The sequence below is a fragment of the Shewanella sp. SM74 genome (genome assembly GCF_025653725.1).
In the GTDB taxonomy this organism is placed as follows: domain Bacteria; phylum Pseudomonadota; class Gammaproteobacteria; order Enterobacterales; family Shewanellaceae; genus Shewanella; species Shewanella oncorhynchi.
In genome coordinates, this window is the sequence record NZ_JAKKRZ010000010.1 from 142,461 (window position 1) to 163,863 (window position 21,403).

At 48.2% G+C, this 21,403-nt stretch carries 20 protein-coding genes and 1 riboswitch; of the genes, 16 read left to right on the forward strand and 4 right to left on the reverse strand.

Annotation, left to right across the window (positions count from 1 at the left end; genetic code table 11):
• Positions 1–194: 194 nt before the first annotated feature.
• The 10 genes from L5M49_RS12440 (at position 195) to L5M49_RS12485 (ending at position 10,879) form a co-directional block, all read left to right on the forward strand.
• Positions 195–920, forward strand: coding sequence for a histidine phosphatase family protein (locus L5M49_RS12440; protein ID WP_263266175.1), 726 nt, complete (start codon positions 195–197; stop codon positions 918–920).
• A gap of 221 nt (positions 921–1,141) precedes the next feature.
• Positions 1,142–1,318, forward strand: a riboswitch (cobalamin riboswitch).
• Between the two features lie 99 nt (positions 1,319–1,417).
• The gene (locus L5M49_RS12445) at positions 1,418–2,293 is read left to right on the forward strand and encodes an ABC transporter ATP-binding protein (protein WP_263266176.1); all 876 of its coding nucleotides are present in this window, start codon (positions 1,418–1,420) and stop codon (positions 2,291–2,293) included.
• Complete coding sequence (locus L5M49_RS12450) at positions 2,290–3,420, forward strand: FecCD family ABC transporter permease (protein ID WP_263266177.1); 1,131 nt, start codon at positions 2,290–2,292, stop codon at positions 3,418–3,420. The genes L5M49_RS12445 and L5M49_RS12450 overlap by 4 nt, the downstream gene beginning before the upstream one ends.
• A gap of 165 nt (positions 3,421–3,585) precedes the next feature.
• A complete protein-coding gene (gene cobT / locus L5M49_RS12455) occupies positions 3,586–4,668 on the forward strand; it encodes a nicotinate-nucleotide--dimethylbenzimidazole phosphoribosyltransferase (protein ID WP_263266178.1) in 1,083 nt (360 codons plus the stop codon).
• Positions 4,669–4,774: 106 nt separating this feature from the next.
• On the forward strand, positions 4,775–5,563 hold the full coding sequence (locus L5M49_RS12460) for an adenosylcobinamide-GDP ribazoletransferase (protein ID WP_028759425.1): 789 nt from the start codon (positions 4,775–4,777) through the stop codon (positions 5,561–5,563).
• Positions 5,560–6,180 carry a bifunctional adenosylcobinamide kinase/adenosylcobinamide-phosphate guanylyltransferase gene (cobU, locus tag L5M49_RS12465; RefSeq protein WP_063883767.1) on the forward strand — a complete coding sequence of 207 codons (621 nt, stop codon included), beginning with the start codon at positions 5,560–5,562 and terminating at the stop codon, positions 6,178–6,180. Before L5M49_RS12460 ends, cobU begins: the two co-directional genes overlap by 4 nt.
• 75 nt (positions 6,181–6,255) lie before the next feature.
• Positions 6,256–7,953, forward strand: a complete 1,698-nt coding sequence (locus L5M49_RS12470; protein ID WP_263266179.1) for a cobyric acid synthase — start codon at positions 6,256–6,258, stop codon at positions 7,951–7,953.
• Between the two features lie 93 nt (positions 7,954–8,046).
• Positions 8,047–8,670, forward strand: coding sequence for a cob(I)yrinic acid a,c-diamide adenosyltransferase (cobO, locus tag L5M49_RS12475; RefSeq protein WP_006085878.1), 624 nt, complete (start codon positions 8,047–8,049; stop codon positions 8,668–8,670).
• 323 nt (positions 8,671–8,993) lie between these two features.
• A complete protein-coding gene (locus tag L5M49_RS12480) occupies positions 8,994–10,028 on the forward strand; it encodes a DUF2235 domain-containing protein (RefSeq protein ID WP_263266180.1) in 1,035 nt (344 codons plus the stop codon).
• A gap of 23 nt (positions 10,029–10,051) precedes the next feature.
• Positions 10,052–10,879, forward strand: coding sequence for a cobalamin-binding protein (locus L5M49_RS12485; RefSeq protein WP_263266181.1), 828 nt, complete (start codon positions 10,052–10,054; stop codon positions 10,877–10,879).
• Positions 10,880–10,942: 63 nt separating this feature from the next.
• Here the strand turns inward: L5M49_RS12485 and L5M49_RS12490 are convergent, their stop codons facing one another.
• Positions 10,943–12,334 carry an NAD-dependent succinate-semialdehyde dehydrogenase gene (locus tag L5M49_RS12490; RefSeq protein WP_263266182.1) on the reverse strand — a complete coding sequence of 464 codons (1,392 nt, stop codon included), beginning with the start codon at positions 12,332–12,334 and terminating at the stop codon, positions 10,943–10,945.
• Positions 12,335–12,559: 225 nt separating this feature from the next.
• Positions 12,560–13,678, reverse strand: coding sequence for a glycerol dehydrogenase (locus tag L5M49_RS12495; protein ID WP_263266183.1), 1,119 nt, complete (start codon positions 13,676–13,678; stop codon positions 12,560–12,562).
• A 471-nt stretch (positions 13,679–14,149) separates the two neighbouring features.
• Here L5M49_RS12495 and L5M49_RS12500 point away from each other — a divergent pair, with 471 nt between their 5' ends.
• From L5M49_RS12500 to L5M49_RS12510, 3 genes are all read left to right on the forward strand, one after another.
• The gene (locus L5M49_RS12500; RefSeq protein WP_263266184.1) at positions 14,150–14,665 is read left to right on the forward strand and encodes an AAA family ATPase; all 516 of its coding nucleotides are present in this window, start codon (positions 14,150–14,152) and stop codon (positions 14,663–14,665) included.
• Positions 14,666–14,694: 29 nt separating this feature from the next.
• Positions 14,695–15,090 (forward strand): GNAT family N-acetyltransferase, encoded by a 396-nt coding sequence (locus tag L5M49_RS12505; protein ID WP_263186616.1) that lies wholly within the window; start codon positions 14,695–14,697, stop codon positions 15,088–15,090.
• A gap of 92 nt (positions 15,091–15,182) precedes the next feature.
• Positions 15,183–15,566, forward strand: a complete 384-nt coding sequence (locus L5M49_RS12510; protein ID WP_105251622.1) for an MAPEG family protein — start codon at positions 15,183–15,185, stop codon at positions 15,564–15,566.
• Between the two features lie 9 nt (positions 15,567–15,575).
• On the opposite strand, the gene L5M49_RS12515 is transcribed toward L5M49_RS12510, so the two are convergent.
• Positions 15,576–17,039 carry a PLP-dependent aminotransferase family protein gene (locus tag L5M49_RS12515; protein WP_263266185.1) on the reverse strand — a complete coding sequence of 488 codons (1,464 nt, stop codon included), beginning with the start codon at positions 17,037–17,039 and terminating at the stop codon, positions 15,576–15,578.
• Between the two features lie 117 nt (positions 17,040–17,156).
• On the opposite strand from L5M49_RS12515, the gene L5M49_RS12520 reads away from it, so the two are divergent.
• On the forward strand, positions 17,157–17,615 hold the full coding sequence (locus L5M49_RS12520; RefSeq protein WP_263266186.1) for a GNAT family N-acetyltransferase: 459 nt from the start codon (positions 17,157–17,159) through the stop codon (positions 17,613–17,615).
• A 128-nt stretch (positions 17,616–17,743) separates the two neighbouring features.
• On the opposite strand, the gene L5M49_RS12525 is transcribed toward L5M49_RS12520, so the two are convergent.
• A complete protein-coding gene (locus L5M49_RS12525; RefSeq protein WP_219251145.1) occupies positions 17,744–18,811 on the reverse strand; it encodes a tartrate dehydrogenase in 1,068 nt (355 codons plus the stop codon).
• A 96-nt stretch (positions 18,812–18,907) separates the two neighbouring features.
• Here L5M49_RS12525 and L5M49_RS12530 point away from each other — a divergent pair, with 96 nt between their 5' ends.
• Together L5M49_RS12530 and L5M49_RS12535 are read left to right on the forward strand one after the other, a co-directional pair.
• Positions 18,908–19,822, forward strand: a complete 915-nt coding sequence (locus L5M49_RS12530) for a LysR family transcriptional regulator (protein WP_263139951.1) — start codon at positions 18,908–18,910, stop codon at positions 19,820–19,822.
• Positions 19,823–20,085: 263 nt separating this feature from the next.
• Positions 20,086–21,228: a glucosaminidase domain-containing protein gene (locus L5M49_RS12535; protein WP_263139952.1), complete on the forward strand. Its 1,143-nt coding sequence runs from the start codon at positions 20,086–20,088 to the stop codon at positions 21,226–21,228.
• The last annotated feature ends 175 nt before the right edge of the window (positions 21,229–21,403 follow it).

Sequence of the window (21,403 nt, forward strand, 5' to 3'; positions counted from 1 at the left end):
TTGTCGTCAGCCGACATTTTTTGAATACTTGTTCTTAAAAATTTGTTTTGGACATTTAAACGTATAGACGTCCATAATACGCGACTTATGATTGTCAGGGCAAGATGAAAGTCAAAGGCATTCGGAGCGAGAATCTAGAATTTAGGCCCTCGGCTTGAGTTCCTAGCATCTAGTCCCTAACTAAAAAGGCATATATGAAACAAGTTCGATTGTTATTGTTACGCCACGGTGAGTGTGAAGGCGGCGCGATCTTGCGGGGTCGTGTGGATGTGCCTTTAAGCAAAAAGGGTTGGCAACAAATGTCGGCAGCAGTTGAGTCACAGGCCAGCGTGTGCAGTGCGATTTACAGCTCGACTTCACGCCGCTGCGCCGATTTTGCCCACGCTTTTGCCGCCGAGCTGCACTCGACGGCGGCACGGATATCTGAGTCAAGGCCATTGCAGGCACAGTGTTTGTCGGGTTTACAGGAAATTGATTTTGGTGATTGGGACGGTTGTCGGCTCGATGAACTGTATCAACAAGAGGGCGAACGCTTAGCGGCGTATTGGCAAAACCCTTGGCAAAATCCGCCGCCCAATGGTGAAACTATGGCAAGTTTTGAGTCGCGGGTGAATGGGACGATTGACCAGATACTCGCCGCCGAGTTTGAACGATTGACCCTTGACTCACATAAAATGGGTAATGAAAACAGTGCCATTAATGAAACCGCTGATAATATGCCTGCCACTCAAGTGTGGGTCGTGACCCACGGCGGGGTGATCCGTCACTTAATGGCGCGTGCCTTAGGGGTTGAACGGGCGGTGGGGTTTTATAGTCAACTCGATTTACCCGTGGCGGCCGTGGTGAGCATTAATGTGCTGCAAGATGAACAGGGTGCCTGCTATTGGCGTTTAGATTGGCCGAGTGGGCGCAGGTGTTGAGGCCTTATTTCACGACCTAGGCGCTATGGTGTAGGCGTGATTGTTTGGCGAGAATAAGCTGACATGAAAATATTCTGATTTAAACAGCATTGCCTAATGGGATAGATGTAGGATAATGCTTTTCCCTGACGTTTGAACAAGATAGCGTATTACATGCGCAATGAGTGATAACGTCGCAGAAATAGGTGTTGGGAATAGACTCTCTTTGTTCGAATCGCTCCGTTGTTTTAATTCACAGTGGCGTTGTTAACAAAGAGCATATCAACCCAAACATAATAGGGAATCGGGGAGCTGCTTGTTAGTCAGCCCGAACTGTGCCCGCAACTGTGAGTAGTGAAAAAGATCTCGAATCTTATTCCCTACGAGTCAGGAGACCTGCCTATTTCTGTTATCGCTGCGTGCAGCCTTAGTTCTCGAGCGGGTGACTCGAGGGAGCAGATGACAATGTGCACAACCTTTTTTTATACAGGTTTGGACTCGATAGGAGCGCCGCTTAGGTGAAACTTTCCGCAATCCAAACTAACAGCCCCGTGAATGACACTAACCCATCATCGAGCCCGTCAGTCGCGCTCAATGTGAGTCATTTGAGCTGGTGTATCGATGGCAAAACCATACTTTCCGGTATTAACTTTACGCTGCCAACGGGGCAGATGCTGGGGCTGATTGGCCCTAACGGTGCGGGCAAGTCTAGCTTGCTGCGCTGTTTGTATCGGTTTGTTCGCCCGACTCAGGGCAAAATTACCCTTTTTGATCAAGATATTGAGCGCTTGTCGCCCAAGGCGTTTGCCTGTCGCGTCGCCGTAGTGCAGCAGGATACACCGCACTATTTTGACCTCACCACAGAGCAATTAGTCAGCATGGGCTTAACGCCCCACAAGGGCATGTTCGATACCAATTCGAGCTGTGATATTGAGCGTATTGCAAAGGCTTTAGAGAAAGTTGGCTTGAGCCATAAGATGCACCAACAATATGAGCACTTATCCGGCGGTGAAAAGCAACGCGCCTTAATTGCCCGCGCCATAGTGCAGCAGCCGCAGCTTTTAATCCTCGATGAGCCAACGAACCACCTCGATGTGCGCTATCAAATTCAAATCCTCGAATTGGTGCGTAGTCTTGGGATTAGCGTGATTGCCTCAATTCATGATCTTAATTTAGCCAGTGCCCTGTGCGACAGTTTGTTGTTGATCCATAACGGGGAAGTCAGCGCTATGGGGACGCCAACCGAAGTATTAACCGAGGCGCGAATTGGCGATGTGTTTGGTGTGTGTGCTCAGGTATCGCCCCATCCACAACATAAAAAGCCCTTAATCAGCTATTTTTATGGTTACCACCATGTAGATTATGGCCTGAACGAGCGAGGCGAGGGTGGATGACTCTGGGGAGTAAACAATATTTCATCTCATATTTGGGGCGTATCGTGACACCGTTGACGAGACAACAACTGATGCTGCTCGTATTAGGTATCATCACTTTGATAACGCCTATTGCCGCAACGAGTTTTGGTGCGGCTAACATCAGTTTTATGGATGTTATTCAAGTATTTATCAATAAAGCGACGAACCTCACTCAAGCCAATGGTATGACAGAACGCATTGTGATGGAGCTCAGGCTACCGCGCATTTTACTGGCTTTTGTGGCGGGTGCGGGTTTGTCACTGGCGGGCAGTGTGTTGCAAACCGTGACTCGCAATCCGCTCGCCGATCCCTATTTGTTTGGCATTAGCTCTGGCGCGTCCTTTGGCGCTGTGGTGATGTTGACCTTATTCACTGGCTCTGGATTTTTTGATAATGCGGGCATGGCGGCACATTCTGGGCTTTTTAGCGGTTCGGGTGCCTTGTCTGGATTACTTTGGTTTAGCTTGCCCTTGGGCGCTTTTATTGGTGCGAGTTTGTCGGTGTTGATAGTGCTTGCCTTGTCTGGGCTTGGGCTCAATAGCCAAGTGGAGCGCATGCTGCTCTCTGGTGTGGCGACCTCCTTTATGTTCGGCGCATTAACGAGTCTGCTGCTGTATTTCGCCAGTCCGCAGGCGACAGCCTCTGTGCTGTTTTGGAGTTTAGGCAGTTTCGCAAAGGCCAGTTGGTCCTTGTTAGTACTGCCGACACTGGTGATTGGTGCGAGTTTATTCATTATTTTAGGCATGAAACGGCAGATCATGGCGTTGCAGGCGGGGGATGAAACGGCGCATACCTTAGGGGTGAATGTGCCTAAGCTGCGGCTCAATATGTTGCTGCTCTGCTCCTTGATTACCGCTATTTTGGTGGCTACCTGCGGCGGTATCGGTTTTGTCGGGTTAATGATCCCCCATACCGTGCGTATGCTGTTTCCTGGTCGTCAGCCGATTCTATTAACGGCGCTGGTGGGCGGATTATTTATGGTGTGGATTGATGTGCTGGCGCGCTGTTTGTTGGGCAATCAAGAGTTGCCCGTGGGGATTATCACGGCGGCCATAGGTAGCATGTTCTTTTTGCTGATTTTGCGTAAACGCAGAGTCATGCCGTAAGCACCTAGTCAGAACGTAATCCTAGAGTCATCTAGCAAGCGCAGACTGGCGAGATAATCAGCATTTTTGTTGATATCTGCCCCGCGATTGGAAATGCAAAATTGGACATGTTAGTCATAGACGCAGGATGCGTTGTGGTTATTTAAGATAATAAGTGGAGTGTGGATGTCTCAGTCAGCCGTGTCTTTTCAAATCAGCCCTGTGAGTAAAACGCAGGATCCATTGATCCAGCAGAAAATTGATCTTAAGACTAAGCCGCCCGGCGCCTTAGGTCAGCTCGAATCCTTAGCCTTACAGATTGCCCGCGTGCAAGCGACTGATTCACAACAAACGGATCAGCCACAAAATACTGTGCTGAAAATCGTTCATCCAACTATGTTAGTGTTTGCGGGTGATCATGGTATTGCCGCAGAAGGCGTGTCGATTGCCCCTAGCGAAGTGACGCGCCAAATGGTGCAAAACTTTGCCCATGGCGGCGCGGCGATTAACGTTTTTTGTCGGCAGGTGGGCTTTAGGCTCGAAGTGATCGATTGCGGCATTTTAACGCCAGTCGAAGGGGTTAAAGGCATTATCGATCAGCGTCTTGGCGCGGGTACAGGGGCGATTCATTTAGAGCCTGCAATGGCGCTGGAAACCGTCGATAAAGGCTTTGCGATGGCGCGCGATTTGATTGAGCGTCACCATCAAGCTGGTTGTAACTTAGTCGCCTTTGGCGAAATGGGTATTGCTAATACCTCGTCTGCTGCGGCCATTATGGCGGCGATCATGCAGCTCGACGTGATTGATTGTGTCGGCCGTGGCACGGGCATCAATAGCGAAACCTTAGAACGTAAACTCATGTTGATTGAGCTGGCGTTATTGCTGCATCAAAGCGCCTTAACTGGGCCAAAGTCAGTGTTAGCTTGCCTAGGTGGCTTTGAAATTGTGCAGATGACGGGGGCTATGTTAGCCGCCGCCGAGCGTAAAATGCTGGTGGTTGTGGACGGTTTTATCGCCACGGCGGCGGCATTAGTCGCGGTGCAAATTGCCCCCAATGTGCGCGATTATTTGATTTTCGCCCACCAGTCAGACGAGCAAGGACATCAGCGGATGTTAGAATTTTTGCAGGCGAAACCTTTATTATCACTCGGGCTGAGATTAGGTGAAGGTACGGGCGCAGCCTTGGCGTTGCCGCTTATTCAAGCCTCAGTAAATTTTTACAATCAAATGGCGAGTTTTAGTGATGCGGGGATTGAGGCTGTTGTATGATGTGCTCTGCTAAGTCGCTTATTTTACTTATTTAAAATAATAACTTTTTAGCCAACCGTTTTAATCTTAAACCTTGCAGCAAGTGTTAATTCACTAAGGATGCTTTATGTCAGAACGCGAAAGCTGGCACAAAGAGATAGATTTGTTTTTAGTTGCCATGGGCTATTTTACCCGCATTCCTATGCCTAAATGGGTCGAAGTCGATAGCGATAAGTTGAATAAGGCCAGCCGTTATTTCGGTCTCGTCGGTCTTTTGGTCGGCCTGTTAAGTGCCATTGTATTTTGGCTGACGCAGAACTGGCTCCCCGCCGGCGTCTCTGTGCTGTTAGCTATGTTGGTTGGCGTCTTGCTCACGGGCGGATTTCACGAGGATGGCCTAGCCGATACCTTCGACGGTTTTGGCGGTGGTTGGACGGCGGAAGACAAGCTACGGATCATGAAGGACTCGCGCCTTGGCAGTTATGGTGCACTGGCATTGATGTTGGCCCTGCTGCTGAAATGGCAGTTGCTCGTCGAGTTGGCACTGTACGATCCTGTGGTCGCGGGCTCGGCGCTTATCGTCGCACACACGGTCAGCCGCGTGGTATCAGCCAGTATCATCTTTAGTGAAAAATATGTCCGCGATGACGAGACCAGTAAGTCTAAGCCGTTATCGCAACATCAAGGCATTAATGAGCTGCTTATCTTGATCGCCAGCGGCGTATTAGTGCTGTTATTCCTCAAGGGGTTAGCGGCATTGTCATTGCTATTGGTGATGATAGGACTGCGCCGTTTGATCATAGTGATCTTTAGACGCCAGATTGGCGGTTACACGGGTGATACCTTAGGCGCGGCGCAGCAAATATCTGAAATCGTGTGTTATTTTGTATTGCTCGTTGTAGGTAACATACTGTGATCCACCTCGTCCTAGGCGGCGCCCGTAGCGGTAAGAGTCGCTATGGTGAAGCCTTAGTGCGCCAGTACACTGCGCTCGGCTTCGATGCCTGCTATGTGGCCACGGCGCAGGCGCTGGATGATGAAATGGCGACCCGTATCGCCAAACATCAAGCGGGACGAACGGACGATGGTATCGAATGGCAATTGTTTGAAGAGTCGCTCGCCCTTACGGCACTGTTAAAGCGCTTAGCAAAACCTGGGCGAGTGATTTTAGTGGACTGTTTAACCCTTTGGTTGACCAATCAATTACTTGCATCCAGCGCCAAAATTGATGATGAACCAGCATCGACTGAGTGGCATGCGACTGACTTTATAACCTCTGCCAGTTCAACCTCTAACGATGAAGCTTTGGCGAGTTGGCAGGGGGAGAAAAGCGCTTTTGTGGATTCACTTGCCGAGCTCGAAGGTGTGGTGGTGTTGATCAGTAACGAAGTTGGCTCAGGTATCGTGCCCTTAGGTGAGTTGAGCCGACAATTTGTCGATGAAGCGGGCTGGTTAAACCAAGCCGTTGCCGCTTTGGCTGACAATGTCACCTTAGTGGTCGCGGGTTTACCCTTGGCACTCAAACCACTGTAATCTAAATATGTTAAGTGATATTTAGACTGAGCTTTTACCTTTATCCCTGCAAACTAGAATAAGTTTTTTAGCCCTATGCCCTCTCCAAACACAGACAACACAGGCTGTGCAACTGCACTCGATAGCGCTAACGCTTTAGCTATTCATTCTGCTGCTAATCTTGCGGTGAATACGCCTGCTGTTAATTCTGCGGTGAATAGGCCTGCTGTTAATTCACCTCGGCGCGCAAAAATCTTGATGGTGCAGGGCACAACATCCGATGCGGGTAAAAGCACCTTAGTGGCGGGGATTTGTCGTTTGCTCGCCCGAGAGGGCGGTAAGGTTGCGCCCTTTAAGCCGCAAAATATGGCGCTCAATAGCGCTGTAACTATTGATGGCGGCGAGATTGGCCGCGCACAGGCGTTGCAAGCCGTGGCCTGTTATCTTGAGCCCCATACCGATTTTAATCCTATTCTGCTTAAACCTAGCTCGGACACGGGCGCGCAAATTATCGTTCACGGCAAAGCCCTGACAACGCTGGAAGCCTCGGCCTTTTTTGGGCCTAAATCTAAGGATTACAAGGCAATGGCACTCGCTGCTGTGCTGGAATCCTTCGAGCGATTAAGTGGCCAGTATCAAACCATAGTGGTGGAAGGCGCGGGCAGTCCGGCGGAGATCAATCTGCGCGAGGGCGATATTGCCAACATGGGATTTGCCGAAGCTGTAGATTGCCCAGTGATTATTATTGCCGATATCGATAAAGGTGGCGTATTTGCCCATTTGGTCGGGACGCTGGCGCTGTTATCTGAGTCTGAACAGGCGCGGGTAAAGGGCTTTGTGATCAATCGTTTTCGTGGCGATATTAGCCTGTTGCAATCTGGCCTCGATTGGCTTGAAGCTTATACGAACAAGCCTGTTTTAGGCGTGTTGCCTTATCTGCACGATTTACATCTCGATGCCGAAGATGCGCTGGTAAGTTCACCGACCAAAGGTGCTAACAGCCGCTTAAAAGTGCGGGTATTAGTGTACCCAAGGATCAGTAATCACACGGATTTTGATCCGCTGCGGTTGCATCCCGATATCGATTTTGACTATGTGTCATTGCAAACCCAAGCCGCGAGTCACGCCACTCATTTGCCCGCCGCCGATTTATTGATCTTGCCCGGCAGTAAGAATGTGCGCGCCGATTTGGCCTTTTTACGCCAGCAAGGTTGGGATAAGGATATCGACACACACCTGCGTTACGGCGGCAAAGTGCTCGGCATTTGCGGCGGTTACCAAATGTTAGGCCAAAGCATTGCCGATCCCTTAGGGATTGAAGACAGTGCGGGCGATACCGAAGGACTTGGCTACTTACCATTGAGCACAGAACTGAAAGCCGATAAACAGTTACGGCGGGTGAGCGGTGAGCTAACGTTAATTGGGCAAAGGGTTGCAGTGCAGGGCTATGAAATCCACTGCGGCGAATCACGTTATCTTATCCCTAGGCTTGAACAAACGAATGCGCCCTTGCAGTTAATCCCAGAATCGACATCATTAACCGCGCCTACGGTGAGTTTTGCCGATGGCCTGCAAAGTGATGATGGGCAAATCTTAGGTACTTATTTACACGGGTTGTTTGATAGCCCTGATGCCTGTCAGCTGATCCTGCGCTGGGCGGGATTAAACGATGCTAAGACCATAGATATCAATCAAATACGTGAGCAGCAACTCGAGCGTTTAGCCGATGTACTAGCCGAGCATCTAGACATGCAAAAATTACAGACTATTTTGGATGCCGCAGTTCAGCGTTGAATTCGGCAAAGAACGGATATTAAGAGAGCGGCATTTACAAATTGAACCATTTATACAAGCAGACATTTTTAGCAGCAGAGTGAAGAGAAGACCATGACAGCACAAAACGACAATGAACAAGCGCAAATCAAGGCCGAACGCCACAAGGCTCGCCAACAAAAAGTGAAAGCGGGTGTGGATGCTAAAATTGCCGCCGCCCAAGAAGAGAAGGGCATTTTGCTGGTATTAACCGGTAACGGCAAAGGTAAATCGACCTCAGGTTTTGGCACAGTTGCCCGTGCCGTCGGTCACGGTAAAAAAGCCGCGGTAGTGCAATTTATTAAAGGCACTTGGGAATGCGGTGAGCGCAACTTACTCGAAGGTGCTGGGGTTGAGTTTCATGTGATGGGCACAGGTTTTACCTGGGAAACCCAAGATAAAGAAAAGGATACCGCCGCCGCTGTGCTCGCTTGGGAAGCCGCTGAAAAGCTGCTGCAAGATGAGTCGATTGACTGCTTGATGCTGGATGAGCTGACCTACATGGTGAGCTATCACTATCTGGATGTGGAACGTGTGCTTAGCGCACTTAAAAATCGCCCACCGATGCAGCATGTGATTATTACGGGCCGTGCTTGCCACCGTGCCATCATCGAGCTTGCAGATACGGTCAGCGAAGTGCAGCCGCTGAAACACGCCTTCGAAGCGGGTATCAAGGCACAGCAAGGTTTTGATTACTAATCGAACTTGGTAAAAGTCGGCGCATAAGCGACTGAGCATAGATGATTGTGCATAAGTGGCTGAGCATAAGAAAGTGAGCATAAGAAAGTGAGCATAAGTGGCGGTGCACGCCGGTTGCGATTCGACCTCAGTCGCGCGAATGGCTTTAGCGCGGGTACAAGATCAGGTAAGTTTTAGGGCTAGTGGCTATGGCGTTAGTGACTATGGCGTTAGTGGCTATGCGTTAGCGACTATCTGTTATTGGCTGGCAGCTAGGCCTTTAGCCACTACTAGCCGTTAGTCGCTAACCGTTCAACGTTCAAAGTGTTCTCAAGGATGATCCTATGAATAAGCGTATCGTGATTTGTGCCGATGGGACTTGGAATCGGCCCGAGAAAGATCTAAAGGTCGATTTCCCAACCAATGTGCTGCGCCTCGCTCGGGCGATTAGCCCCTTGGCCAGTGACGGTAAACCCCAGCAAGTGTTTTACGATTGGGGTGTCGGTTCCTATTACGATGAAGCCATGGGCGGCGCAACAGGGCGCGGTTTGCATAAAAACATCATGGATGGGTATCGCTATATAGTACAAAACTATTCCCCAGGCGATGAGATTTACCTCTTTGGTTTTAGCCGTGGTGCTTACACTGTGCGTTGCCTGTGTGGCTTGATTAATAACTGCGGCATACTCAAACGCCCCGATGCGGCATTGATCCAGCAAGCCTTCGACCATTATAAAAAAAGCAGTGCGCCCTTTGCGCCTGATGGTGAAATATCCCTCGAATTTAGAGCTAGATACAGCCATGAATCGCGGGACATCAAGTTTGTTGGCGTGTGGGATACCGTTGGCGCCATGGGGATCCCTATCTCGTTTTTAGGCTTGTTCGAAGATAAAGATGAGTTTTACGACACTAAAATCGGCCGCAATGTGCGCGTTGCCCGCCATGCCTTAGCCATAGACGAACACCGCAGCGACTTTGAGCCAACCGTTTGGCAACTGCGTGACAATATGGACATGCAACAGGTGTGGTTTGCCGGTGCCCATAGCAATATTGGCGGCAGTTATAAACCCGATAAAGACGGTGCATTGCTGTCGGATAATGCGTTGCTGTGGATGATATCCGAGGCGCAGAAATTTGATTTAAGCCTAGAGCCACACTTAGCCGCGAGTGTGCATCCGAGTCCGTTAGCCACCTTGCATGATTCGAGGCGCAGCTTTTATCGGATAAAACAGGAATATTTGCGACCACTCGACCCTGAGCAAGTCCCGGTACTTTTGCATCATTCAGTGAAGGCTCGCTGGGATCAAGATCCTAAGTATCGCCCCAAGAATCTACAAACCTATATCGAACACTATGGCTGGCCAGAGCAGCTAGTTTAACTTTTTAAAAATTAAGGCATATCATGATTAAGCGACACTTAGCTGGACTCGTTTTTGGGCTCAGCTTGTTTCTTCCCCACGGCGTGTTGGCCGATCCCGCTAAACGCATTATTGCGCTCTCGCCCCACGCGGTAGAAATGCTCTACGCCATAGGCGCGGGTGATGCCATAGTGGCCGCAACTGATTATGCGGATTATCCCGAGGCAGCCAAAAAAATCCCGCGTATTGGCGGTTACTATGGCATTCAAATGGAGCGGGTGATGGAGCTTAATCCCGATCTGATTGTGGTGTGGGATACGGGCAATAAAGCCGAAGACATCAATCAACTTAAGGCTCTGGGTTTTAATCTTTATGGTAGCGATCCCAAAACCTTAGAAGGGGTTGCCAAGGAACTGGAAGAGTTAGGTAAATTAACTGGCCACGTTGAAGAAGCGAGCAAGGCAGCCGCTGCGTACCGCGCTGAGCTTAGTCGTTTAAGGAGCGATAATGCCAGTAAATCTGAGCCTAAAGTGTTTTATCAACTCTGGTCTACGCCCTTGATGACGGTTTCTAAAAACAGTTGGATCCAACAAATCATCAGTGTCTGCCATGGCCAAAATGTGTTTTACGATGCCGCCAGTGATTACCCGCAGGTGAGTTTAGAAAATGTGTTGCTGACCTTGCCCGAGGTGATTTTGCAAAGCCAAGAGGAAGGCAATGTTAAAGGTGTCGATTGGAGCCAATGGCCCGAAATTCCCGCCGTTAAAAATCAGCATATTTATCAGCTTAATGCCGATTTATTACACCGTGCGACGCCCAGAGCCTTACTCGGCGTTCAAGCCTTATGTGATGCCTTGGATAAAGCGCGTTAAATAAAAACGCCTGACAGATTATTCCGTCAGGCGTTTAGTCCGATGTCGCTATTGTTTAAGGAGTTAGAAAGGTGCGTTTATATCGACCACATCAATCAGCTTGTGGTTTACAAACTCTTTCAATCCTAAATCAATCAACTCGCGGCCATAACCTGAGCGGCGCACGCCACCAAAGGGTAAATCGGCCTTGACCATAGTCGGATGATTAACAAACATCATGCCAGTGGAAACCTGCTTAGCGACCGCCAGCCCGCGTTTGGTATCGGCGGTAAACACTGAGCCACCCAGTCCAAAGGGCGAGTCATTGGCAACGGCAATCGCTGCTTGCTCATCCTTCACCCTGTGGATACTGGACACAGGACCAAAGAATTCCCAATAGTAGGCTGGGTTATCTGGCGTCAGGTTTGTCAGTATTGTTGGCTGCACAAAGGCGCCTTGCTGCGGCACTTTTGGCCCCACTTCGGTCGCGGTAGCGCCGTGTTTTACGGCATCACGGATTTTCTGCTTCAATTCATCGGCTGCGCCTTGGGAAGACAGCGGTGCCAGTGTGGTGGTGGGATCCATAGGATCGCCCGCTTTTAACGCTTCAATCCCCTTGATATAGCCTTGCATAAATTCATCATAAATGGCTTCAACTAAGATCATCCGCTTAGATGAGGTGCAGACCTGACCCGCATTCCAATGACGACCAAATACAGCCCAATCGATGGTTTTGGGCAGTTCGGCATCTTCAAGTACGATAAAAGCATCAGCGCCACCCAGTTCGAGGGTGGACTTTTTCAGCGCCTTACCGGCCTGAGCCGCAATGATCGATCCCGCATCTTCTGAGCCTGTGAGGGCAACCCCATGTACCTTGGGCGAATTGATAATTTGCCCTATTTGTTCTCGAGTGGCGTACAGGTTTTGGAATGCGCCTGCGGGTAATCCGGCATCGCGCATTAGACCTTCAAATGCGGCGGCGCACTGGGGCACATTAGACGCATGCTTGAGCAGTAGGGTATTACCGGCAGCAAGCTGTGGCGCGAGGATGCGAGCAATTTGGTAGTAAGGGAAGTTCCAAGGTTCGATGGCCAGCAATACGCCCAGCGGCTCGTTAACCAGTATCGCTTCACCTTCGGCGGGATCGGCAACGGGCAGTTTTTGTGGGGCTAACAATCGCTCGGCATGTTCGGCGTAGTACTCGAAAATTTGCGCCGACAGTTCGACTTCAGCTTCGGCTTCTGCTGTGACTTTGCCCATTTCTAAGGTCAGTAGATTGGCGTATTTGGACTTGTTGTCTCTGAGGATCTTCGCTGCCTTAGACAGTATTGCGGCCTTGTCGGCAAAGGGAGTGGTTCGCCAGCTTAAAAATGCCTGATGGGCGGATTCTATCGCCTGTGTGACTTCGGTATCTGTTGCATTTGGAAATTCTTTAATGAGCTTTCCCGTAAAGGGATTGGTTGTTGCATAAGCCATATGTGCCTCCAAGCGTTTAACAAATAGAGCGTAAATGCCAGCTTTGGCATCGAGGGTGGAAATGTCTTGTTTGTTGTGGACTCCCTTGCCATTGATTATGTGGCAAGGAAGCCTAGGATGAACGGTAAACTCGTGTGGCAGCAGGAACTACCTCAACATAATTAATCAATTAAATCAAATGTATAGTTGATTTACACCTACGGTTTACACGTCATATTGTTACGGTTAACAAGCTTCAGCTGTTTTATAGCGTTCAGCCATGGTATTGGCGGCTATCATGGCTTGATAGACGTCATCTGCGGTTAATTTCATCGGCATATTGCCCATAGTATCGCCCTCAGCACAGGCTATCTCAGCCACTTTGCGCCATTCGGTCTCGATAAAGGTTTTCAGCCCTAAATCTGCGAGTGTGAGCGGCAGTCCCGCCGTTTTGATGATGCGGATAACGTTATCGATTTCGGCTTTTGGGGCATTTTCGAGCACGAGCTGAGTTAGCAGCCCAAAGACGACTTTCTCGCCGTGCTGAGCTTTATGTAAGTCCGCCACCGCTGACATACCATTGTTTACGGCATGGGCGGCGGCTAATCCGCCCGCTTCTGCACCAACACCACTGAGATAGATGGTGGCTTCAATGGTTTGCTCTAGCGCAGGTGTGACTATTTTGTTTTTAACGGCGTCCATAGCAGCTTCAATATTTTCAGTCAGTAACTGATAACAAAGTTGGGCCAATCCCAGCCCTGTGCGGGAAGGCTTTTTCAGGACTAGGTTGACGCCATCCGATTGATAGCAGGCACGAGCTTCAAAATAGGTTGCCAGTGCATCGCCTATGCCTGCCGCAAAAAATCGGGCCGGAGCCGCGGCGATAATGGCAGTGTCGGCAACGACAGCATCTGGGTTCTGTGGCAGAAACAGATAGCGTTCAAACTCACCTGTTTCGGAGTAGATCACTGCAAGTGCAGTACAAGGCGCATCGGTTGAAGCAATTGTGGGGTACAAGATGACAGGCCGTTTTTGATAGAAAGCGACGGCTTTGGCGGCATCTAAGGTTTTTCCACCGCCAACTCCAACAATAACGTTGGTATGATGCTGTTCTGCCAGCGCGCCTAAGCGCTTTATCTCGGCTTCGCTGCACTCATAGTTGAATTTTTCGAGGTGGCTGCTGATCCCATTTTGATCTAGCCCAGCGACAGCTTCATTCTTCACACGGCTGAGGATAAATTCATCGCAGATGATAAAAGCATTGTCACCAAAGTCCTTAACATAATCATGCATTTGAGCTAATAGGCCCTTGCCGATAATGAATTTTTTAGGGGAAGTGACGGTACGTGGAACGACAGTGCTCATAGAGCCTCCTTTGCACTTATGACGGTTATCCTTTCATTCTTACCCTAGCATACGCCTAAATTAATGTCATAGCATGAATGGTGGCAATGTTTTTATTGTTAAGCGTAAATTACTACTTTAGTGCTTAATTGTTAGATTAATAGTGTGGTTTATTGTTTTATTCTTCGAGTTAAATGCTTTGGTTTCTCCCTGATTTAAGGCAAGGATAGGGCTGAGAGAGCGAGGCGATCTCAGCGGGCGAAGAGATGTAATATCTCAAAAAAAGCTAACGGTGGATTGTGCGAATAGCGGTAAACTTCTGCTGTCTAAACACAGGATAGTCATTAATCTAATGGGATTTTATTACCTTAAACTCGTCCCAAGTCTTGCTCGGTGTTCATGCTTTATGTGATGCTCTGTACTGTCGTTCATTGGTGTCATAGCGAGTAAAATTGTCGGCTGAGATAAAAGACCAGTAATCAAGGAGTGAAGATGACACAGCAGAATGCGTTAGGACAATTGGTCAGTAAAGGTACGTTAATATTCTTTTGTGGCAAAATGGGCGCAGGTAAATCCACCTTATCGCGACAACTTGCAGAGGCCGAAAACTGTATTTTAATCTCGGAAGACGCATGGCTGGCGGCGCTATATCCCGATGAAATTAAAGATTTTGATACTTACTTGAGCTATTCCGCTCGCCTTAAGCCTTTGCTTAAAAAGCATGTGCAGGAACTGCTCTGTTCGGGTGTTTCTGTGGTCATGGATTTTCCCGCGAATACTATCAATCAGCGCCTGTGGTTTCGAAGCATTTTTACTGATTGCGCCGCCCATAAACTTATTTATCTTAATCACAGCGATGCGCTTTGTTTGAGTCAACTCGATAAACGCAGACAAAGCCACCCTGAGCGCGCCATGTTCGATACTGAGGCGATGTTCTGGCATGTGAGTGGTTATTTTCAGCCGCCGACTCTGGATGAAGGCTTTGAGCTTGAGGTGATAGAAAGATAAGTTCGTGAATAAAAACAATAGGAAATATCATGTACCAAGTGCTTGAAGGCGTTGTTTCTGCCAATGATTTTGTTCGTCTACGACAGATTTCTGGCTTAAGCCCTAGACCATTGGAGGGGGCCATCAAGGCCTTGCCAAGGAGTTTATATGGCGTGCAAATAAAGCTCGCCGAACAGACTGTGGGTATGGGGCGTGTGGTTGGTGACGGCGCACTCAACTTCGAAATTGTCGATATCGCAGTGGATCCTGAGCACCAAGGTAAGGGATTAGGGCGGCTTATTATGCAGTACATCATGGCTTATTTAGATCGTGAGGCTTTTGAGGGCGCGTATATTACCCTGATGGCGGATGTGCCTGAACTTTATGAAAAGTTTGGCTTTAAATTTAGTCGTCCCGCAAGTGAAGGCATGTATATGGTGAAATAACGGCGCTAACCAATACACTTGTAACTTAGGCACTTATAGCAGTAGAACTCAAACAGTAGAGCTCAAAACAACAATCAAAGGAAGATTACCCCATGAATACCTTACTTATTTGCTTATTTGTCGCCATGTTATTGCCATATCTTGCGAAAGGTCCAGTGGCTTGGGCTATGGCAAAGACGGGTGGTTACGATAATAATCATCCCCGTGCTCAGCAAGCACAGCTAACCGGTTTTGGCGCTCGCGCTTTAGCAGGACATCAAAATGCCTTTGAATCATTGCTGGTGTTTGGCCTAGCCGTATTAGTGGTTATCGCCACGGGCAAAGTGAATCCCACCACTGAGTGGCTCGCCATCGTCCATGTCGGCGCCCGCTTTGTGTATCACATCCTCTATCTTGCCAACAAAGGCACCTTAAGATCCCTCACATGGTTTGTTGCTATCTTCAGTGCTTTCGGGATTTTCTTTCAGGCTTTTTAAGCTTGGATATTAAAGGATCTGCGCCAGTTTTTTGATACTTTCCCGCAGCTCATCAGGCGTATGAGCGGCATAGCCCAGTAAGATTGCTTGCCTTGGATAGGGCGCTTGGCAATATCGAGACAAAGGCTGTGCACCTAAACTGAGTTGGCGGCATTTATTGATCACTTCCTCTTCGGTTAAGTTGCCTTTTAGCCAACATACGAGGTGAATACCTGAGTCAGAGGTTTGAACGGACAATTTGTCGGGCAGATACTGCTCAATTGCCGCGATTAACGCCGTTTGGCGTGCTAAGCAGGCTTTTCTCACTCGGCGAACATGCCGCGCGTAATGTCCTTCGGCGATAAACAACGCTAATGTTGCTTGCTCTAGGTGAGCCGTGTGCGTATCGGCATAATATTTTGCCAACTGGAAAGCCTGTATCAGTTTAGGGGGCACCACCAAAAAGCCGAGTCGTAATTCGGGTAGCAGCATCTTGGAAAAGGTGCCAGCGTAGATCACCCTTTGATGTTTATCGAGCCCCTGTAATGCCTGTATCGGACGGGCGCTATAACGAAACTCGCTATTATAGTCATCTTCTAAAATCCACTTATTCTGCTCAGCGGCCCAATCGAGTAAGGCCAATCGTCGTGGCAGACTTAGCATACCGCCGAGGGGAAATTGGTGTGAGGGCGCGGTAAAAGCCAGTTTCACTGCGGGCCACCGCTGGATCGCATCGGCAATATTTGTGCCCTCATCATCAACACTCACAGGACGAACCCGCATATTTTGCGAGAGAAAAGCGCCTAAAGCCCCGTCATATCCAGGTTCATCAAGCCAGACTTCATCTCCCTGTTGGAGTAGTACCTGCGCTGTGAGGTTAATGGCCTGCTGAGTTCCATTGACTATGATGATCTGCTCAGGTGTGCAATTGAGGCCGCGTGTCGAACGCGCATAGTCACTTATCGCCTCACGCAGCGGCAAATACCCTGCGCTATGGTTTGATTTACCTAAGGTTTTACGCGATTGCCGCCAAACTCGGCCTAACAGCCGCCCCCAAAGTTGGTGCGGGAAAAGATCGACGCATCCGACGCCAATATTCAACATGCTATGGCTGTGGTCCGTATTCCCCTTCGCTTTCAGTCGCGCCATTTCTATTAACTGTGGATTAATTTCTAATTCGGAATCAAAGGCTTGAGCGCTTTCTCTGGCACGGTTTGGTATATCGATCAGTTCATCGGGAATGGTATCTGAAACATAAGTACCCGATCCCGGCTTAGTCAGCAGATAACCTTCATCAATCAGGCGCTCAAACCCTTGCAGTACTGAGTTACGTGAAATCTGCATGGTTTCCGACAAGGCTCTGCTGGATGGGAGCTTCATTCGTGGGTGTAAACGTCCATCAAGAATGGCCTCTCTAAACGCATGATAAAGCTGATCTTTGAGGATGCCATCTTTGAGTTGCAAGTGAGGGAAATTGGATTGAGGTTTTTTCATTTGCTAACTGGTACTGTAAAAAATACAAAAAGTGTACCTTATGCGGTACCACAATTGAATCTAGAATCTTGCTTCAGTAAAACTGAGACCATTTACTTAATTTCAAGGAGTGCGCTAATGTCCAGCCAATCACTAACAGTGACCATTGATATGGTTAAAGAAACGGACTATTTACTCTGGTTACCACACTGGCGTGATTATCAGACTTTTTACAAAGTGGCGTTATCAGAAGCGACCACCCAAGCCACGTGGCACCGATTCTTCGATGACCAAGAACCCATTTATTGCGCAGTTGCAAGAGAGGGCCAAAACTTACTCGGTTTTGTGCACTATGTTTTTCATCGTTCTACTTGGGCCGAAACGGATTATTGTTATCTTGAAGACTTGTTTGTTGCCCCAACGGCAAGGGGTCAACATGTTGGAAAACAATTGATTGAGTTTGTAAAGCAAGCGGCCATTGAACACAAGTGTGCGCGCCTGTACTGGCATACACAGGAAACAAATTTAACCGCGCAAAAACTCTATAACTGGATTGGTGAAAAACCGGGAGTCATTGAGTACAGAATGCCGCTGTAAGGAGGGGCCTTTAATTAACGCATTAATTGGCTAGCTTATTAATGCGTTTATTATCAGTTTCTTGATAGTTTCAAATTCTTTCAATCCTAATGCTAAAGGGCTTTTAGCATTAGGTTTTAATGCACGTTTTAATTGCGACTAATCGCAGCGATAACCGCATCGGTCAGCTCCCGAGTATTCGCCGTTCCGCCCATATCGCGGGTTAAAGACTGCTTATCTTTCAATACGTTTTCTATCGCGCTGAGTATCAGGTCGTGCATTGCGCCATAACCTAAATGTTGCATCATCATAGCGCCCGCCCAAATTGTGCCTAAAGGATTGGCAATACCTTGGCCTGCAATATCCGGCGCCGAACCATGTACCGGCTCAAACATCGACGGAAATTCCTTGCTTGGATTGATGTTCGCCGAAGGGGCAATGGCGATCGTGCCAGTGCACGCAGGGCCAAGATCAGACAGGATATCGCCAAACAAATTTGAGCCAACAACCACGTCAAAATGCTCGGGTTTTAGCACGAAATTTGCCGTCAGAATATCGATATGATATTGGTCGACCTTAACATTGGGATATTGTTTTGCCATTTCCCCGACGCGACTATCCCAATAGGGCATAGAGTGAAATATGCCATTGGATTTGGTCGCCGAGGTTAAGTGCTTTGCCTCGCGGCTTTGGGCTAAATCGAAGGCATATTTTAAGATGCGATCTGTGCCACGACGGGTAAAAATGCTCTGCTGGGAGACAATCTCATGTTCAGTGCCTTCATATTGAATGCCGCCGACGGCGGAATATTCGCCTTCCACGTTTTCACGTACTACATAAAAATCGATATCGCCGGGCTTTTTACCCGAGAGTGGGCAGGGCACGCCTTCAAATAACCGAATAGGCCTAAGGTTCACGTATTGCTCAAAGGCTCTGCGGATCGGTAGTAGCAATCCCCAGAGTGAAATATGGTCGGGAACTCCTGGAAATCCAACAGCGCCTAAGTAGATGGCATCAAAGGATTTTAGTTGCTTAAGTCCATCCTCTGGCATCATGCGACCGGTTTTATGGTAGGTTTCACAGGACCAGTCGAAGTAGGTCCACTCAAACGCCACACCTAAGATTTTTCCTGCGGCTTCGAGTGTGCGTATCCCTTCGGGGATCACTTCTGTACCTATGCCATCTCCGGCAATTACGGCGATTTTTACCTTAGACATCTTTGACTCCAATAGGGGATTCTGCGTTTTTAGTATGTTATTCCATATTCGTATCGTGTATGAATAGGCTAAATGTTTTGTTAAGGATTACGAATCGTGAGTCAACTGCCGCCACTTGAAGATTTACGGGTCTTTGTTATCGCCGCAACAAGCGGGGGATTTACAGCCGCTGCGGAGCAATTATCTTTTTCTCCAGCGTATGTGAGTAAACGCATTGGCCTATTAGAAAAAGCGCTCGGAGTGCGCTTGTTTCTGCGCTCTGCCAGAAGTGTCAGCCTCACCTTAGAGGGCAAGATTGCCTTGGAATGGTCCGAACGTTTGCTCGATACCATGGAGCAAATGAGCCTTGAAATTAGCTTAGAGCAGCAAGTGCCACGGGGGCGATTACGTATCGCAACTAGCACAGGATTTGGCAGCCACTGTATTGCGCCGATTATTTCAGACCTCGTGTTCCACTATCCCGAATTAGAAGTTGATTTAGAGTTGCTCGACCGCCCGGTCGATCTGGTCTCTGAAGGTTTTGATCTAGAGGTCCGTGTCGGTGGCGAATTGCCACCGCAAATGATTGCTAAGCGTCTTGCGAGTAATTATCGGGTATTGGCTGCATCGCCGACCTATATCGACACGCATGGCATGCCAAACAATCTCGCGGCATTAGCCGAGCATAAGTGCATAGGGATCCGCGAGCGCGATCAAAACCATAGAGTGTGGCGATTGGAAAGTGCGGCTGGCATAGCCTCGGTTGATTTAGCGGCTTCCTTGATGACCAATAATGGCACAGTCGCTAAGCAGTGGTGCCTTAAAGGCCACGGTATTATGTTGCGCTCCATCTGGGATTTACAGCAAGATTTCTTAAGTGGCAGATTAGTCAGAGTACTCCCCGAGTATCATCAATCCGCTGAAATTCATGTAATTTATGCATCACGATTAGAAACGTCTGCCAAACTTCGCACCTGCGTCGCCTATCTTGAAGAGGCATTACCTCGTTTTGCTGGCACTGGAATAAGTTGATTTTATTTCGCCAATCTCTATTGGCGAGTGAACGCTCGCTATTTTCATATTGAGTTTAAATAAATCAAGGTGTTGGATTTAATTGCTGACATTGGGTCAAGAGGCGGCCAAGAAGGCGCTCGTCCTATTCTCCTTAAAAAATGATCGTAATAGGTCATTTTGTATATCTATTAAGCAAACTGTCAGGTTTTTACTGTTACCTTACGCCCCCGATGTATTGGCTAATCCCATTGCTACCGTTTTACCTCAGTTAAAGAGATACCATGTTTATAAAGTTTAAGCTTCCCGTTGCTATGCTCGCACTCATTGCTTTGTCTGTTTTATGCTCTTCGGTGTATGTGCAAGAAACGCTAGCGACTAAGCTGATTTCGAATAGGCTGCCAGTTGATGCTCTTGGTTTTCAGTCACTGACGGCTTCCAATCCTTTAGTTGCCAGTCAGAGTGCTCTACATCATATGCAGAGTTTGCCAAAACTGATGACGACTTCCCTGGTGCAAGCGAATCAAGGTGCTGTTGCAAACCCAACGGTTGCTGAACATTTCTCATCCCCAAAAATGCTTGAGCAGTCATCCTTAGACAATCCAGAGTCTAAACAACTGAGTCTGAATATCAGTTCTCTCGATGAACTCATGGGCTTGTTTGACTCGCTTAATTACACGCCAGAAAGCTTTCGTGATGGTAATAAATCGGTCCCTAGATTGACCTTTGATGCCGTGGGTGAGGGCTGGAGTTCAGTGTCAAGCCAACTCCCGGTGAAGCAAAAGAAAATGGTGTTTCTTAGAATGATTGCCCCTTTAGTCTTATTGGCGAATGAGAAAATTTTACAAGAAAGACAGGTCATTATGTCTGCCCCCCTTGATGATATTGCGTTATTAGCCTTAGGGGTAAAGTACAAAGTAATAAGCAGTGAAGATAAACCGCTGTTAGAAGCCCAAAGACAAATGCTACTTGAAAGGGTGGATATCCTGCCACCATCGTTAGTGTTAGCTCAAGCGGCAAAAGAAAGCGGTTGGGGCACATCGCGATTTGCCCGTGAAGGTAATGCATTATTTGGGCAGTGGGATTTCAAGGGTAATGGTATGGAACCTAGGCAAAAGCGCCAAGGTTTAGGCAATTATGGTTTAGCACGATTCGATACACCATTTGCTTCAGTAGAAGGGTATTTGTTGAATTTGAATACCCATAATGCTTATCAGAAGATGCGAGATTTTCGTGCCCAATCAAGACAAGCTAATCAAGCTGTGACAGGCTCTGCACTCGCAGGGACGTTAGACCGATATTCGGAGCGTGGGCACGCCTATGTTGAGGCGATTCGTCAGATGATCCGTACCAATAAGCTATATCTGGTGGATGATATTTATTTAAGTGATGACGCACCATTACACCTATTAACAAGAACAAACTAAGTGATTGGTAAAATAACCATTTTCACTTAGCCTGAATAAAGCGCACTTTAATTAGGCTTATATAGGTCAATTTAATCAAGGGCATCCGCATTACCCTATATCCCAATTTTAAACTTTGCCTTTTTGCTGGTAATTGTCTTCAAGGTCTTGAGTTAACCATTAGGATAAAAGGATA